The sequence below is a fragment of the Rhizobium sullae genome (assembly GCF_900169785.1).
GTDB classification, from domain to species: domain Bacteria; phylum Pseudomonadota; class Alphaproteobacteria; order Rhizobiales; family Rhizobiaceae; genus Rhizobium; species Rhizobium sullae.
Map to the genome: position 1 here is coordinate 1 of NZ_FWER01000036.1, position 14,454 is coordinate 14,454.

Annotated in this window: 14 protein-coding genes; 6 read left to right on the forward strand and 8 right to left on the reverse strand. The window is 58.5% G+C overall.

The genetic code is table 11. From position 1 onward, the window contains the following. Positions 1-268: SAM domain-containing protein (locus BN1800_RS25945; protein ID WP_143534090.1), on the reverse strand; the 268-nt coding region annotated here is incomplete at its 3' end. Between the two features lie 381 nt (positions 269-649). Here BN1800_RS25945 and BN1800_RS25950 point away from each other — a divergent pair. Both BN1800_RS25950 and BN1800_RS25955 read left to right on the forward strand, forming a co-directional pair. Beyond that, a complete protein-coding gene (locus BN1800_RS25950) occupies positions 650-1,651 on the forward strand; it encodes an ABC transporter substrate-binding protein (RefSeq protein ID WP_087001751.1) in 1,002 nt (333 codons plus the stop codon). Further along, a complete protein-coding gene (locus BN1800_RS25955) occupies positions 1,635-3,446 on the forward strand; it encodes an adenylate/guanylate cyclase domain-containing protein (protein WP_244564644.1) in 1,812 nt (603 codons plus the stop codon). The genes BN1800_RS25950 and BN1800_RS25955 overlap by 17 nt, the downstream gene beginning before the upstream one ends. 496 nt (positions 3,447-3,942) lie before the next feature. On the opposite strand, the gene BN1800_RS25960 is transcribed toward BN1800_RS25955, so the two are convergent. Together BN1800_RS25960 and BN1800_RS25965 are read right to left on the reverse strand one after the other, a co-directional pair. Further along, positions 3,943-4,668 (reverse strand): hypothetical protein, encoded by a 726-nt coding sequence (locus BN1800_RS25960; protein ID WP_087001753.1) that lies wholly within the window; start codon positions 4,666-4,668, stop codon positions 3,943-3,945. A 585-nt stretch (positions 4,669-5,253) separates the two neighbouring features. Continuing rightward, on the reverse strand, positions 5,254-5,517 hold the full coding sequence (locus BN1800_RS25965; protein ID WP_244564645.1) for a hypothetical protein: 264 nt from the start codon (positions 5,515-5,517) through the stop codon (positions 5,254-5,256). A gap of 345 nt (positions 5,518-5,862) precedes the next feature. Between BN1800_RS25965 and BN1800_RS25970 the strand changes: the two genes are divergently transcribed. After that, positions 5,863-8,355: an arylsulfatase gene (locus BN1800_RS25970; protein WP_087001754.1), complete on the forward strand. Its 2,493-nt coding sequence runs from the start codon at positions 5,863-5,865 to the stop codon at positions 8,353-8,355. A gap of 101 nt (positions 8,356-8,456) precedes the next feature. Further along, positions 8,457-8,846, forward strand: coding sequence for a hypothetical protein (locus BN1800_RS25975; RefSeq protein ID WP_087001755.1), 390 nt, complete (start codon positions 8,457-8,459; stop codon positions 8,844-8,846). 952 nt (positions 8,847-9,798) lie between these two features. Here BN1800_RS25975 and BN1800_RS25985 read toward each other — a convergent pair. Beyond that, positions 9,799-10,101, reverse strand: coding sequence for a hypothetical protein (locus BN1800_RS25985; protein WP_143534092.1), 303 nt, complete (start codon positions 10,099-10,101; stop codon positions 9,799-9,801). A 620-nt stretch (positions 10,102-10,721) separates the two neighbouring features. Between BN1800_RS25985 and BN1800_RS25990 the strand changes: the two genes are divergently transcribed. Continuing rightward, a complete protein-coding gene (locus BN1800_RS25990) occupies positions 10,722-11,141 on the forward strand; it encodes a GNAT family N-acetyltransferase (protein ID WP_087001758.1) in 420 nt (139 codons plus the stop codon). Positions 11,142-11,147: 6 nt separating this feature from the next. On the opposite strand, the gene BN1800_RS25995 is transcribed toward BN1800_RS25990, so the two are convergent. From BN1800_RS25995 to BN1800_RS26005, 3 genes are all read right to left on the reverse strand, one after another. After that, entirely contained in the window at positions 11,148-11,555 is a 408-nt protein-coding gene (locus BN1800_RS25995; RefSeq protein ID WP_244564646.1) for a GNAT family N-acetyltransferase, read from the reverse strand. A 128-nt stretch (positions 11,556-11,683) separates the two neighbouring features. Beyond that, positions 11,684-12,337: a class I SAM-dependent methyltransferase gene (locus BN1800_RS26000; RefSeq protein WP_087001760.1), complete on the reverse strand. Its 654-nt coding sequence runs from the start codon at positions 12,335-12,337 to the stop codon at positions 11,684-11,686. Positions 12,338-12,680: 343 nt separating this feature from the next. Beyond that, positions 12,681-12,941: a hypothetical protein gene (locus tag BN1800_RS26005; RefSeq protein ID WP_143534094.1), complete on the reverse strand. Its 261-nt coding sequence runs from the start codon at positions 12,939-12,941 to the stop codon at positions 12,681-12,683. A 127-nt stretch (positions 12,942-13,068) separates the two neighbouring features. Between BN1800_RS26005 and BN1800_RS26010 the strand changes: the two genes are divergently transcribed. Continuing rightward, the gene (locus BN1800_RS26010) at positions 13,069-13,710 is read left to right on the forward strand and encodes a bleomycin resistance protein (protein ID WP_087001762.1); all 642 of its coding nucleotides are present in this window, start codon (positions 13,069-13,071) and stop codon (positions 13,708-13,710) included. A gap of 295 nt (positions 13,711-14,005) precedes the next feature. On the opposite strand, the gene BN1800_RS26015 is transcribed toward BN1800_RS26010, so the two are convergent. Beyond that, positions 14,006-14,398: a nuclear transport factor 2 family protein gene (locus BN1800_RS26015; RefSeq protein WP_087001763.1), complete on the reverse strand. Its 393-nt coding sequence runs from the start codon at positions 14,396-14,398 to the stop codon at positions 14,006-14,008. Between the last annotated feature and the right edge of the window lie 56 nt (positions 14,399-14,454).

Genomic DNA, 14,454 nt, shown 5'->3' on the forward strand with positions numbered 1-14,454 from the left:
AGAACATCACCGTAAGCTGTCGCCGTTCCGCCTCGCTGTGGATCGGTGACACGGAGGGACGTAGTGCCGCCGTGGCCGGCGGCGACTGCTGAGCCAGAGTCGCGGCCGCCCTGAGAAAACGCTTGCGGTCACCAAGGGACAGTCCGAGCTCCTTGAGGTCGGCATCGGTGAGATCGTCGACGACATCGAGATCGATGCCGTTCTTCAAGAAGGTTTGGCGATACCGCTCAAGCCTGATGCTGGCGAGCCAGTCTCCGATGTCGGGCATGACCTAGCATCCTCTGACATGGTCGAATTCGGATTGCTCTGAGGCGCTTTCCCACGAGTCGAGGATATACAGCTTACACCTGTCGCCCTGAGCAGTCACCCACGGCTGGCACGTGGTACGGCTGCAATGGGCGCCGGTTCGGGACGTTTGAGGCCGTCGCAAATGGTATTCGCGGCCCAAGACCTTGGTTGGACCCGGCTCCACGTGCCGCTTGCGCTACCAATCCGCGCCAACATCGACTATACTTCCGTCCCCTGAATATTTTGGCTTGCTCGTCGGTCGCTCCTTCAGGAGAAGGGGCGCGTCGAATGTGAGTTTGCAGCAATTAGCCTGATCTCACCATCCATCCGCCATGTGCCATGGTCGGCGAGGGGTGCTCGGATGAAACCGAAACGACACTACCTTTATCAAGCGGTTGCTCTTGCGATGAGCTTTCCTGCCATCGCCGCCGCGCAGCAGACGTCGGCCAATACGCCACGAATCGGCCTTCTCGCCTGGTGGCCCTGCAACATGCCGGGCTATCTGGCAGGATCCGGTGAGTTTGGATCATTCATTAGCGGGCTTGGCGAATTCGGGTACAAGCTGAACGAAACCGTCAGCTTCGAGTGCCGAAGCGCAGGCAAGCACAACAATGGCTTGGCGGCGGCGGCGATAGAACTGGCGCGGCTCCCTGTCGACATGATCGTCACGATGTCGCATCCAGCGGGACAGGCTGCCCATGAGGCGACCACTACGATTCCCATCGTGTCGATCGTAAGCGGTGATCCGGTGGCGACGGGGTTCGCTCGTAGCCTTGCAAAACCGGGCGGCAATTTCACCGGCATCAGCTACTACGCTACCGAACTCGCCGCCAAACGCCTGGAGCTTTTGATGGAAGCCGTACCGAAGCTTGCCACAGTCGGCGTGCTGGCGAACCCGGCGGTCACCCATCTCAATTTCGAACGGGACACCAAGGATGCGGCCCATCGGCTCGGCATTGCGGTGAGCATCCAGCACGTCGGCGAGCCGGACGAACTCGATGCTGCAGTCGACCGCATGGACGCCGCGGGCGCGCAGGCTCTTTTCGTGCTGCCCGACATGATGCTGGCCGACCAGTCTTCGCGAATTGCCGCCTTGGCGATCGCGCATCGCCTGCCGACCATGGCTTGGGGCTCGTGGTACGTCGCAGACGGCTGCCTGATGGCCTATTCGGCGGACTATGGCGAGATGCACCATCGCCTCGCCTTTTATGTCGATCGCATTTTGAAAGGCACCAAGCCAGGGGAGTTGCCGATCGAGCAGCCGACGAAGTTCGACTTGTCGGTCAATCTGAAAACAGCCAATGCCCTCGGGATCGAGCTGCCGCAGACCGTTTTGCTGATGGCTGATGAAGTCATCGAGTGAGGATGGTGTGCGGCGTTCGGTCCAGCTCCAAGCCGCCCCGATGCGCCGATCGCTGTTCCGGAAGTACTTCCTCGCCTTCTTCGCTGCGGTCATTGTTCCGGTGGCTGTTAGCGGCATCGGCGACGCCTGGTTCGGCTATCGCGACCAGCGTGCCATGCTCAGCGCTCTACTGCGGGTGGAAGCCACATCTGCGGCCGGCAAAATCCAGAGCTTTCTCGACGGAATCAAAAATCAACTGGCTTGGACGGTCCAGCAATCCTGGACCCAGGATCAGGGACAGCATCGGCTCGATGCACTGCGAGTGATGCGACAAGTCCCAGCAATCGTCAGCATCACCCTTATTGACGATTTCGGCGTCGAACGGCTGCATGTCTCCCGTATCGACTTGAACAGGATGGAAGGCGGATCGGATCGCTCTAGCGATCCTGCTGTCGTGGGAGTTCGGTCGAATGGCACATGGTATGGGCCAGTCACTTTTCGCGATGGCTCCGAACCGTTCATGACCATGGCCATGGCCGGAAATCGTAAGGCAGGTGGCATCGTCGTCGCGGAGATCAACCTGAAGCTTGTCTGGACAGTCGTTTCGGAAATTCGCGTCGGTAGTAGTGGCCGGGCGTTTGTTCTCGATCAGACCGACCGGCTCATCGCCCACCCCGACATCAGCAAGGTCTTGCAGGGTACTGACGAGAACACAGCGGCGGCCCTCGGCAGATTGCGGAACGAGATCGCCGCCACAGGCGGACAGGCGGCCACGGCCCGTAACGCCGAGAATGAACCAATCGTGACCGCCATGGCACCAATCCCAGACGTCGGCTGGACGGTGTTCGCCGAACAAGCACAGGCAGAGGCTTTTGCACCACTGTATGCCTCGCTGTGGCGGACGGGTGGCCTGCTGCTCGCCGCCACCACCTTCGCATCGGCGCTCGCCTACTGGCTTGCCGGGCGGATGACCGGGCCTATCCGCCTGCTGGAGGAGAGCACCGAAAAAATCGGAGCCGGACAGTTCGAGCACCGGATCGAAATCGGCACCGGAGACGAACTTGAACGGTTGGCGGACCGGTTCAATGAGATGGCGCATGAACTCGCCATATCTCGGGATCGTTCAGAGCGAATCGCTCGGCTGAAGCGCTTTCTCGCACCTCAGGTCGCGGAACTCGTGGAAAAATCCGGCGACGAGAGCGTGCTCTCCGGGCAGCGCGCGGAAGTCGTCGCTGTATTCTGCGATTTACGTGGTTTTACCGCGTTTTCGGCGCACGCCGAGCCTGAGGAGATCATGCAGGTCTTGCGCGAGTACTATGAGGCACTCGGAGCGATCATCACACGCTACGAGGCCACGCTGACCAACTTCGCGGCAGATGGTTTGATGGTGCTCGTCAACGCCCCGGTAGTGCGCGCAGACCCGGCGCTTCGTGCTGTTGAGATGGCGATCGACATGCAGGATGACGTTCAGCGCCTGATTGCTGAGTGGCGACTGCGCGGCCATGCGATCGGCTTCGGCATAGGACTGGCGATGGGATGGGCGACGGTCGGCCGAATTGGTTATGAAGCCCGTGTAGACTACACTGCGATCGGGAATGTCGTGAACCTGGCGTCGCGATTGTGTTCGTCCGCCGATGATCGGCAAATCGTCGTCGACGACGCCGTGGCGCAATCAGTGCGTGGCAAAATTTCAATAGTCGCTCTCGGTACGCGGCAGCTCAAAGGTTTCGACGACCAAATATCTGCTTATGAGGTCGGAACGGCGAGCGGAAGATCGAATGCCGTGCACGAACCGAATGAGGGGTCGAAAGGTTAGGTGGGCCGTTAGAGGACAAGTTTGCGTGCCAGACGGAACGGTGATGATGATGTCTGCTGAACTTCAGCTAATCGAAGCTAGCAGGCCGGATTTGCGTTCGTAACTGACCGCGGCGAGGCTCGACGCCCGTCAGAATCTCAATCCGCCCCACAAGTTCACCCCTGGCTACGTCGCCGGCTAAAGTTGTGTCCATAGTATTCTGCAAATTGGGATCATCGCCGCTGGCATTTTGGCGGACGGGCGCGGTGCGCCTCAACAACGCAAGCGCCCGGCCCGCCGGCCGCCGGAATCAGGCTGAACGTCTGTCGCGCGTGAAACGAGAGATATCTTGTCGCTGCGCGGGCGCTGAACGCCTTCACAAGTTTGAGGAGCACCTTCCAGATCAGGAGCGAAAGGCGCTAATGCGGAAGGTCAGAAGAAAGCCGCGCCGCACCTCCGATTTGAATGGATCACTCCATCGCGAGTATCTTCTGGAAGTATGGTTCGAAGACTGCCTTCACGGGGCTTCGAATTCCTTCTCTCGCAGGACCTGACGCTTCGCTTCACCGTATGTTGCGATCGTGACGCCGTCCAGATCCAGACCCGTCGCATCTTCGGTCGCGACGATCGTCTGGGCATCGTTCGGGACATGATCGAAAATGAACCTCATCATCTGAGGTAGATGAACCTTGTCCTGACCCTGCTGGTTCGGCGAGTCGATCACGACGGGAAACCTGACGTTCGTGGTGAACTCGACCTTGGTGTGCAGAAACGCGTAGTAGTAGGCGAGCAAGGCCAGCGGACCCTCGCTGCCACGTGCCGCCTTCACCGGTGCGATCGACTGCTTGTCAGGATCGTCCAGTTGCACGTCCAGTTGCTGCGAATATGCGGTGAGCCGCGAGCGATAGAATTTCCGAATTTCGGCGGTCCGCTTAGCGTCGGTGTACTCGTTCATCGAAGACTTGAAGGATTCGACCTTGTTTCTCGACCCGTCGGCTGCGACGATCTTCTCATTCAAAGACACGCGAAGAATCCTGGCCGCTTCGGTCTTGCCGGCTGCGAGGAGGACGTCGTTGAAGGAAAGCGACTGCCTTTGAACGTCGAGTATCTTGTGGATTCGCTGGAGGCTTTCATCGACTTCGTGGAGCTTGCCACGTTCGGCCCGTTCCTTCTCGCCCACCCTCTCCAGCTTCGATTGAGCGTCCGTCAGTGCTTTCGAGAGGTCGCCCTCGTCCGCAATCAATGCGAACCGATCAGCGAGGGAGTTCTGGTACTCATGCCCGCAGGTATGCGCGCCGACACATAATGCGCCTCATCGTTGCCGACGGGTTCCCTCGCCAATGATCATCGCGGGTCTCATCCCGCGGAGGCGTGCTCGGTAAGCTCAAGCACGCTAGCGGCATTCGCATCAGTCGGCCTGTAACGTCGTGTAGATTCTGTAGAAGAAATCGCTCCCCCGCAAAGCCGGCTTCGCGACAGGGCGCCGCGGATCGCTGCAATGGCCGGTGAATGCTCCGACGGCGTACCACGTCGCTTCGTCTTTCCCGCACTTGGCGTCCAGGCAATGAACCCCGTGTCGGCGAACCTGGGCCTTCTTACGTCGGGCGTTGCATGGTACGCTGCGACGGTGAACTGTTTATGCGTGCCTCCCCTCCGCCTCGCGTGGAGCGCGCCTCGCACGCTTTCCATCTCCGCGACCTCTACTGAGTGCCACGTGCTGAACGCATGTAGCATGCCGTAATGTCTATCGAATTGCTCACCCGAAGGCGCGAGAGATCGCGCAGCGCTGAGCGAGTGGTCCACGGAAGGTCCAATGCCCGCTACGGACTTACGGAACGGCCAGGCCCGCCCTTGTCAGCCCGTTCAGGAAGTGAGCCTGGTCCTCGGGCCGATGGATACGCATCGCCACCTCGCGGCGGATATTTTTTAGAAGACCGGGTGCGTTCCTCTCGATCCATTGGCGCTCCTTTGCCGCCTCCTCGGTCTTTTCACGTTGCCCGAGAATGGCCGCAACGACGAAATGATAGAGCGGATTGGCCTGCACATCGGCCGCCTTGACCCATTGCTCGGCGGCGCCATAATCCTCCTGCATGTAGGAACACGGTGCGAGCGAGGTCTCGAAATAGCCGATCGGTCCGGTGTTTCTGCTGACCGCTTCCGTGACGAGTCCGCAGCGACAGTGTTGCCGGAGACGCTCGTAACCCCGTCATAGGTCCTCTTGGCATCGGGATCGGTTATCTTTCCCGAATAGCGCCCGTTCGCAACAAGATTCGCTCGAAGTGAGGTTTGCGCGTATCTTACCGTAGTATCTGTCAGTCCGACGCAGCGACAGTAACAGTGCATACTGTATGTTACTGGCGCGCTCGCGGTACTCGCCATACCCTCGCCGAATAAAACGGTCCACGTCGCGCGGGATCGATTGCCGGGGGGAACCGAGATGAAAAGCAGCATCCTGACTTTGGCTGCACTATTAGGCGGCACTGCGCTTACACTTTTTTCCATTGGCGGGACGGGTGCATCAGGTCAAGTCATCAATGGAACACCCGGCACGCCCAGTGCGACGACCACAATCGACGGCCGACAGATTCCGNCAGGTCAAGTCATCAATGGAACACCCGGCACGCCCAGTGCGACGACCACAATCGACGGCCGACAGATTCCGCCGCCGCCAGGGCAGTTTGGGGGCACGACAAATCTCGACGCGCTTCGTTCGACGCCATATTGGCAGCCGCAAATTGTGCCGCCCAAGGGGGCGCCCAACGTCTTGCTGATCTTGACCGATGACGTCGGATTTGCGGCCCCGAGCACCTTCGGCGGCGTCATTCCGACGCCAACGCTCGACCGGATTGCCAACGCCGGACTGCGCTTCACGAACTTTCATACGACGTCGCTGTGTTCACCCACGCGCGCTGCTCTCATCACCGGCCGCAATCATCACTCGGTCGGCTTCGGTGTGATCAGCGAGGCGTCGACCGGCTATCCGGGCTACGACAGTGTCATTACGACGGACAAGGACACGATCGGCACGATCCTCAAGGCAAATGGTTTTGCAACGTCGTGGTTCGGCAAGAATCACAACACTCCGTCCTTTCAGACCAGTCAGGCGGGTCCCTTCGATCAATGGCCCATCGGAATGGGATTTGAGTATTTCTACGGCTTTGTCAGCGGCGAGACCAATCAGTGGCAACCGGACCTCTACCGCAATACCACGCGTGTCTATCCCTATCTGAACAACCCCACTTACAATCTGACAACGGACATGGCGGACGACGCCATCAACTATCTCAACCAGCTCAATCAGCTCGATCCCAAGAAGCCGTTCTTCCTCTACTATGCACCGGGCGGCACTCATGCGCCTCATCACCCGACCCCCGAATGGATCAAAAAGATCAGCGACATGCATCTGTTCGACAAGGGATGGAATGCGCTGCGTGACCAAATTTTCGCCAACCAGAAGAGGCTTGGAGTTGTCCCTCAGGATGCGCAGCTCACACCCTGGCCCGACAAGATTCTCAAGCCGTGGGACGTACTTTCGGCTGATGAGAAGAAGCTCTTCATCCGCCAGGCCGACGTCTACGGAGCCTACCTCGCCTATACCGACAATGAAATCGGCCGGATCGTCAAAGCGGTCGAGGACATGGGCAAGCTCGATGACACGCTGATTATTTTTATCAGTGGCGACAACGGCGCGAGCGCGGAAGGCTCCCCGGCAGGAACGCCAAACGAGATGACGTTCTTCAACGGCGTCGAAGTGCCCGTCCAGGACCAGCTCAAATTCTACGACGCCTGGGGGTCGGCGCTGACCTATCCGCATTATGCGGTCGGCTGGGCCTGGGCCTTCGATACGCCGTTCAAGTGGACCAAACAGGTCGCCTCCTATTTTGGCGGCATTCGCAACGGGATGGCCATTGCATGGCCGGGCCATATCAAAGATCCGGGAAGTGTGCGCAACCAGTTCCACCATGTCATCGACATCGTCCCCACCATCCTGGAGGTGACGGGCATTCGTGCCCCCGAGACGGTCAACGGGATCACCCAGACACCGATTGAAGGCACAAGCCTGGCCTACACATTCGACAAGGCAAACGCCGATGCGCCATCGACGCGCTCGACCCAGTATTTCGAGATGTTCGGCAATCGCGCGATCTATCACGATGGGTGGATGGCCGCCACATTGCCCTATCGGGAGCCTTGGAACGGCACGGCTCCGACCCCGAAAGACATCGTCAACGGCGTGACCTGGGAGCTGTTCGACCTGTCCAAGGACTGGACGCAGAACAATGATGTGGCGGCCGCCAATCCCGGCAAGCTGAAGGAGTTGCAGGATTTGTTCTGGGTCGAGGCCGCGAAGTATCAGGTTCTGCCGTTGGACGCCTCGGCCTTGACTCGCTTCATTCTCCCCCGGCCGAGCATCGTCGCCGGACGCAATGAGTTCGTCTATACGAGACCCATCGTCGGCGTCCCCCTTGGGACGGCACCGAGCATCCTCAACAAGTCCTTCATGATCACGGCCGATGTCGATGTGCCCGCTGGCGGCGGCGACGGCATGCTTGTGACTGCGGGCGGGCGCTTCGGAGGATGGGGCTTCTACCTGCTCAAGGGGAAGCCAGTCTTTTCCTATAACCTATTGGACCTCGCCCGGCCAAAAGTCGAGTCTTCGGCCGCAATGACACCCGGAAGGCACAAGATCGTCTTTGCCTTCAAGTCTGACGGCCCCGGCCTCGGCAAAGGTGGGAAAGGCACAATCACCATCGACGGCGCCGAGGCGGCAAGCGGGACCTTCCCTCACACCATTCCCTTTGCTCTCGAAGCGAGTGAAACCTTTGACGTCGGCTCCGACACGGGAACCGGTGTCGATGATAACGACTATCAGGCGCCGTTCGCCTTCGACGGCAAGCTGAACAGCTTGAAGATAGAGCTTGAGCCGTAGACCTGATGCAAAAGCGCCGGCATAGGCCGCCGGCCCGTTGGCAGGCGGCCGTCCAGAAACAGCCGTAAGCAACGCAGGCCTGGGTCCAGGAAGCCTTCGCCATGAATACAGCGTATCGACGGGCACTTCTGACCCTATTCGCGATTACCGAAGGTGCGACAGGACTGGGGCTACTCATGTTGCCGTCGATCCTGTTCGCTCTGCTGTTTGGAACAAGGCATGTAACTCCGGAGGCAGCCGTGATCGGGCGGATCTGCGGTGCCGCGCTCCTTGCTCTTGCCGCAGCGAGCTGGGGTGCGCGTGACGCCGAAGACAGGCAAGGCACCATAGGGCTCCTCGTCGGAGTGACGCTCTACAATTTCCTGACCACGGCCGTCTTGACCTATTCCGCCCTCGTTCTGGAGATGATCGGCATCCTGTTGTGGCCCGCGATCCTCTATCACGCGGCGACTTCTCTGTGGTGCCTGCTCGCTATCAGGAGGGCGCGTTAGGCCGGGTCGTCGTGACTCCTTGGGTGGTCATTTGCGGCTTTGATCGCTTTGGGTCGCTGCTACGAGGCGGTGAAGCGCGATGTCCGCTTCTGCGGTTCACTCGCCTGAAGTCTCCTTCCCTCGATCTGCGAAGTAATCGAACGGGCCCGATGCGGTAGTCACGTCCCTCAAGAGCGGATTTCCGCATATCAATCCGAGTGCTTCTCCGGATTGGCTTTGGACGATCCCTTCCGCGATCAGCAGTTTCGCAGAAGTGCAGGTCCTAACTGGAAAGAACATACCAGAAGCGACGAGCCTCGAATGGCGTAAACATGTAGTCTCCGGGTTAACCCAATCGAGGAGGACATCATGACCCTACTCCGTTGGTCGCGCGGCGTGCCACTCTGAGCGAGCTTCTAGCCGCGACAGCCGCCTCCGACGGCAGATACGCAATCATCACGGAGGCCGGGAAACCCGGTGAGAAGATACTGGGCGTCGTCGAACTTACCCTGTTGAATGCCTAGCCGGCGATGGGCGGCGATGCCTTGTTCAGGAGCTGCCTGGTTCCGCGGGTTCTTCTCCATCGCCGTGCCACTCCTTCGGAGGGATGATGTCGCGCAGGGATGCCTTCGATCTCGCAGTTGATGCCGGTGATTTTCAACGGCAAGCTGACCTTATGAAGACTCTGAAACGAACCCCTCCAGAGAAACTGCTCGGTATCGCACGAGCATCTCAGAAGCTTGGCGACATCGCGACCGCCCGCGCTGCGCTCGCTGAATTGAATGCGAAACCACAGGCCGAACATCTTATCGGCGAAATCACTCGCGTAGCCGCCCTAGTTGCCGCGGACTACGAGAAAGAAAGAACTCTCGGCGAAGGCGCCTTGCTCGATCTGAACCATTTTTTCGTCATGATCGGAATAAGCCGTGGGCGCTATCCCGACGCCGTCTTGGAGACGGCTAGGAAGCATCAGTCAGCCGCCGCCCGGACCGTAGCCTGAACCGAGCTGGTCAACGAGGTCGCTTGTGGCCTCCGGATCGTCTGTAACATAGACTTCGTTCGGTTCGGAGGCGGAGATGAAGAAACAAAGTTCATCGTCATGCGCTTCGGCGACCACCGTCATAACGCCGTCTTCCACGTCAACCACCACCCAGCGTCCCTCGACGAATTCCACGCTGCGCAGCACGACGCCTTGAATATGCGCCGGCTGGTCCTCTATCCGATCGACCCCCCTCGTCTTTCTGAAGCGCGGCAAGCTCGTTGGCGACGTCATCACGCGAAAGGGAGCACCGCGTCGTCTGCTTTCCCGCCGTTACGCCGAAGAAGAAGGGTTTCGCCTCATATTCGAAAAATACGATTATCATCAGGTGCTCCTTTGGGAGCGACCGCATACCATTCGGGCGTCTACAAGATCTTAAAAGAGGGTCCTTGACGCCGCGAACGAAATGAGAACGTATGTCGCCCACGACATCTCAGAGTTCCCGCGATGACTGCGGTGGATGTCCTTCTTCGTTTCCCTAGGAGACATGTGGTGGCCACGTTGCAGATACGAATAGGGCCAGATCGTGACAAGAAAGCCCCACGCCGACCGCGTATCAAATGGGCCTCCCATTCTGGCAGATCGCGGTGAAGCCATAAGCTGCACAGAGACCTCGAAATCATCGACGACGGGCAAGCGGAGTGTTAAACGCTTAGTTCTGATTGTTACAGCGCCGTTACCGGACATCGTCGTAGCCTTTTTCGTTCCGATAGTGTCCGCAGAGAAGGCAACGCAGCAACCGTTCCATAGTGGATATCTCTGCCTGCCTGCGCCAATAGGGCCTGCAACTGTCTTGCCCGATTTTACGACTTCGGCAATCTTGCATGGATCACGTCCGGATTCGCGCATACTGAAAGATGGAAATCAGAAAAGCGACCATTGCTGATTATGACAGGCTCGTCGCGCTCGATACGGTTGCCGCAAGCGACGTTGCGCGACGAAACCAGCTAAAAGCGTGGATCGAAGCAGGGACTTGTCACGTCGCCGAAATCGACCGTTCGCCAGCCGCGTACGGCGTGCTGACCTATCATTTCTTTGGCAACGGCTTCATCGAAATGCTGACGGTGGGTGAGCGCTTTCGCCGCCATGGTATCGGCAGAGCACTCGTTCAACACTTCAAGGCAACGTGCACATCACCTAAGCTCTTCACCACGACGAACCAGTCCAATCAGGCAATGCAAGCACTCCTTCTGACGGCCGGATTCCGCCGCAGTGGTTTCATCGAAAACTTGGACGAAAACGATCCAGAAATGGTGTTCTTCGTTCTGCTTCCCTGACGCGTCTCATCCCCTGCTCCAACGATAGAGGGCGTCGGGTTCGCGCTCTTCGTTGTCGCTGCCGTCCGTCTCATTGACCAAGACGAAGCCGCGTTTCTCATAGAAACGTCGAGCGAGCGTATTTTTCTGGAATGTCCATAGTTGGAGACTTGACGCTGCTCCTTTGGCCACTTGGAGAAGCACATCACCAGCTCCCATACCCTGCAAATCCGGCAACACATACAGCAGGTCAATCCAATCGGCTCGGAATGCAATAAAGCCGACGACTTCATCGCCCACAGCACCCCATACCTCGCATTCGCTGAATACGTGCTCTCGAAAGTAAGCGCGATCTTCGGCAGGCGTATGGCGCCCCGCCAACCACGGAAGCCGCTCGTCAAATGAGGTCCGAAGGATGATGGCGGCGCGGTCCATCTCTTCCAGACTCAGACGCCTTATGCGGAATGACATAGGAGCTTTCGTCTTCGTTGAGGATGCCTGCGTTATCGCCTTGAATGCAGCCGCCGATGATCTACCAGACGTTCTTCAATTCACTATTATGCTCAGAGCCAAAACGGCGTCAATTTCCTGAAATCCGACTTCACTGGCGATTCCGGCAGCCGCAATGCACGCAGTCGTCCCGGCGTGCCGTTCGCAACTTCTTGCGACTGCCAACCCAAATTGGTCTCGAAATAGTGTGACGCCGTCGCTACCCCCGGCCACCAGTAATCATCGAGAACAACGAGTCCGCCGGGCCTTACCACCATCTGCAGGTAATAAAGGTCGATGAATACATTGTGAAACACGTGGCTGCCATCGACGAACGCAGCGTCGGCCAACAACCCCTCTGTGGCAAGCCGGGGTAGTGCGATTTGGGATTTTTCCCTCAACAACGTAGCGATACCGTCCAACTGGGCTGCGCGGATCGCTTCCCAGCCAGCATCGCGAAACTCGCTTTCCTGGAACGGATCGAGAATTAAATGCCGTTTGCCGCCGACCGAAATCAGAGCCTCACCGATCGCCAGGGCCGAGCTGCCATAAGCAAGGCCAATCTCTATAGCCGTGTCGGGATTTTCCGCAGCCGTTACATCGCGAATTGCGTTGCAGTCGCGTTCGGGCAGCGTTACCTTTGCGAAATCGTCGACAGTGCGGGCGCGTGAGGGGCCATTAATGGCCAGGTTTCGTCGTACTTCACGGATCACATTGAGATGCGTCATCGCAGTAACTCTCCCTTCAGCGTGCATGGTCCCCCTATCAGAATACTGAAGAAAATTGCAGTCTTGTTTTCGGCACGATTACAGGGCGCAGAAGACTGCTCAAAAAGGAACCGAGGCCATCGGAACGGAAGTCGAGGGCGATCCGTCGGCAGCCCCGGGCTCCTTTGCGAGAACGGTCTTCGCTCCAATGAGATGGCTGTACTCATGCCGCTGCATCATCTCCGCCAGCGGTTCGATTGCGGGCAAGCCGACCTGTTTCGAAAGATGCAGGATGAGAGTGCCGCCGACGCAAAATCCAACGTGAGCACCTCAGGCCGAGGGACTGCTGTTTAGCAGAACGAGATCAAGACACTGCATCGGATCGGACACCTGGTGTGTGATTTCGATCCTCCCACAGCTCAACGAAGCCAAAGTGGCGACGCAGCTCGTAGGCGTACTGCTGGCAATTCGCCCCGCCCTCTAAGCCGCTTGTCTGCAGGCCGCCGGGAAAGCGCTCGGCGTTGTAGATGACGCCGTGAAAGCGGGCCCGAATCGGGATGGGCGAAAGGGATAGATCAAGCCTTGGATCGATCATGTGAACCGTCTCTGCCAATGATTTCAGCAAGGTCTCTCTCATCTTGACGTGAATATCTCATCTGCGCTAGCGTCAACCGTGCTGCTGTAGGGCGCGTCGGCTTGCAAGCCGGAGGGGCATTGCCCGCCTACACCAAAGTCAACCACAGTACGCGCCCATGCCAAATATCGAAAACCTCAGAAAGCAAGCCAAGCAATATCTGCGATGGCACCGTGAACGGTATTATCCTGTCGCGGCGCAGATCAGGTCGATTTTAGGTCGGTTCGGGGGACTGCCTGACAGCGAAGTTCTGGAGACAGACTTCAAGCTCAGCGACGCACAGGAGCTTGTCGCCAGAAAGCACGGTTTCGAGAGTTGGCCAGCACTAGTCAAAGGAATCGAAACCATGACAGCATCAACAGCCGCGACCAGCAATAAACCCGTTATCATCACAGCGGAGCCGCAGCTCTTCGTTTCCGATATCGAGGTGGCGTGCCGGTTTTACCTCGAGAAGCTCGGCTTCAAGATCGTGTTTTCTTACGGCGAACCACCGTTCTACGCTCAGGTGTTTCGCGACGGCGGCCGCTTGAACTTACGAAAGGTCGGCGGCCCGGTGTTCGACAGCGATTTTCGAGCAAGGGAACGTGACGCGCTTTCGGCAACAATCATCGTCGATGATCCGAAACCGCTATTCTTGGAGTATCAAAGCGCGGGCGTCACTTTTCACCAAGCGTTGAGGACTGAGCCGTGGGGCGCTCGCACCTTCATCGTGCGCGACGTCGACGGAAATCTGATCGCGTTCGCAGGAGGCCAGAATTAGGCTGCCGATCGAACCTCAGCCGAGGTGTAGCGATTCAGCAGGACCGGCGCCTGAGAGGGGGTTCGTCCCTCGTAAACGGAACGCTCTCACAACCAGCTCTGCATTCTCTTACAGGCCGCGCCTGCAAGAGGCCGCGCTCTTGCCCGGTGATTGCGGCGATAGATTGGACGCAAATCCAATTCTGCAACCAACGCCCGGGGCGTGCGCGGTCGCACCTCGTTTCGCAAGATGGCGTGACCTGGCGGCGTTCGTGCTTATGATCCGGGCGGACCGAACCGAATGACAGGTGCCCGTTTCAAATTGACGGGTCTGTCATCACAGTTCCCTGGTGAAACAGCATTTTCCAGCCCAGATCAGAAAGCTTCCAGATTGAGCTGCGCAAAACATGTCGCTCAGACCCATCGCCCCTCGTGCGCCGGGTGCGATAGGTCAGCAACACCGCATCGGAAGAAATGGAGCTGAGTGCATAATCGTAGGTCAGCAATTCGCCAGCGTCTTCACCGTCGTTTTCCTGCACGAGAAGATCGATGATCTCCGCACGGCGATATGCCCTCCCCGAAGCTCCGAACTCAACAAACCCTTCCGCGAGAAGCGCTTCGACCGCCGTTCTTGAACGGCGTATTTCGGGACGGTGCAAGGCTTCTTCGAGAGACCGGATTTCATTCAGCAGGTCAGGTAAATTTCTCATGACCCTCCCCCAAGCCCCTGAACCACCAGCATCCCACTTTCAGGCAGACTGTCGGA

Coding starts and splice junctions, on each gene's coding strand:
- BN1800_RS26010 (WP_087001762.1), top strand. CDS start 13,069: ATGCCAAATATCGAAAACCTCAGAAAGCAAGCCAAGCAATATCTGCGA.
- BN1800_RS26000 (WP_087001760.1), bottom strand. CDS start 12,337: ATGACGCATCTCAATGTGATCCGTGAAGTACGACGAAACCTGGCCATT.
- BN1800_RS25955 (WP_244564644.1), top strand. CDS start 1,635: ATGAAGTCATCGAGTGAGGATGGTGTGCGGCGTTCGGTCCAGCTCCAA.
- BN1800_RS25975 (WP_087001755.1), top strand. CDS start 8,457: ATGAATACAGCGTATCGACGGGCACTTCTGACCCTATTCGCGATTACC.
- BN1800_RS25950 (WP_087001751.1), top strand. CDS start 650: ATGAAACCGAAACGACACTACCTTTATCAAGCGGTTGCTCTTGCGATG.
- BN1800_RS25990 (WP_087001758.1), top strand. CDS start 10,722: ATGGAAATCAGAAAAGCGACCATTGCTGATTATGACAGGCTCGTCGCG.
- BN1800_RS25965 (WP_244564645.1), bottom strand. CDS start 5,517: ATGCAGGAGGATTATGGCGCCGCCGAGCAATGGGTCAAGGCGGCCGAT.
- BN1800_RS25995 (WP_244564646.1), bottom strand. CDS start 11,555: ATGGACCGCGCCGCCATCATCCTTCGGACCTCATTTGACGAGCGGCTT.
- BN1800_RS26015 (WP_087001763.1), bottom strand. CDS start 14,398: ATGAGAAATTTACCTGACCTGCTGAATGAAATCCGGTCTCTCGAAGAA.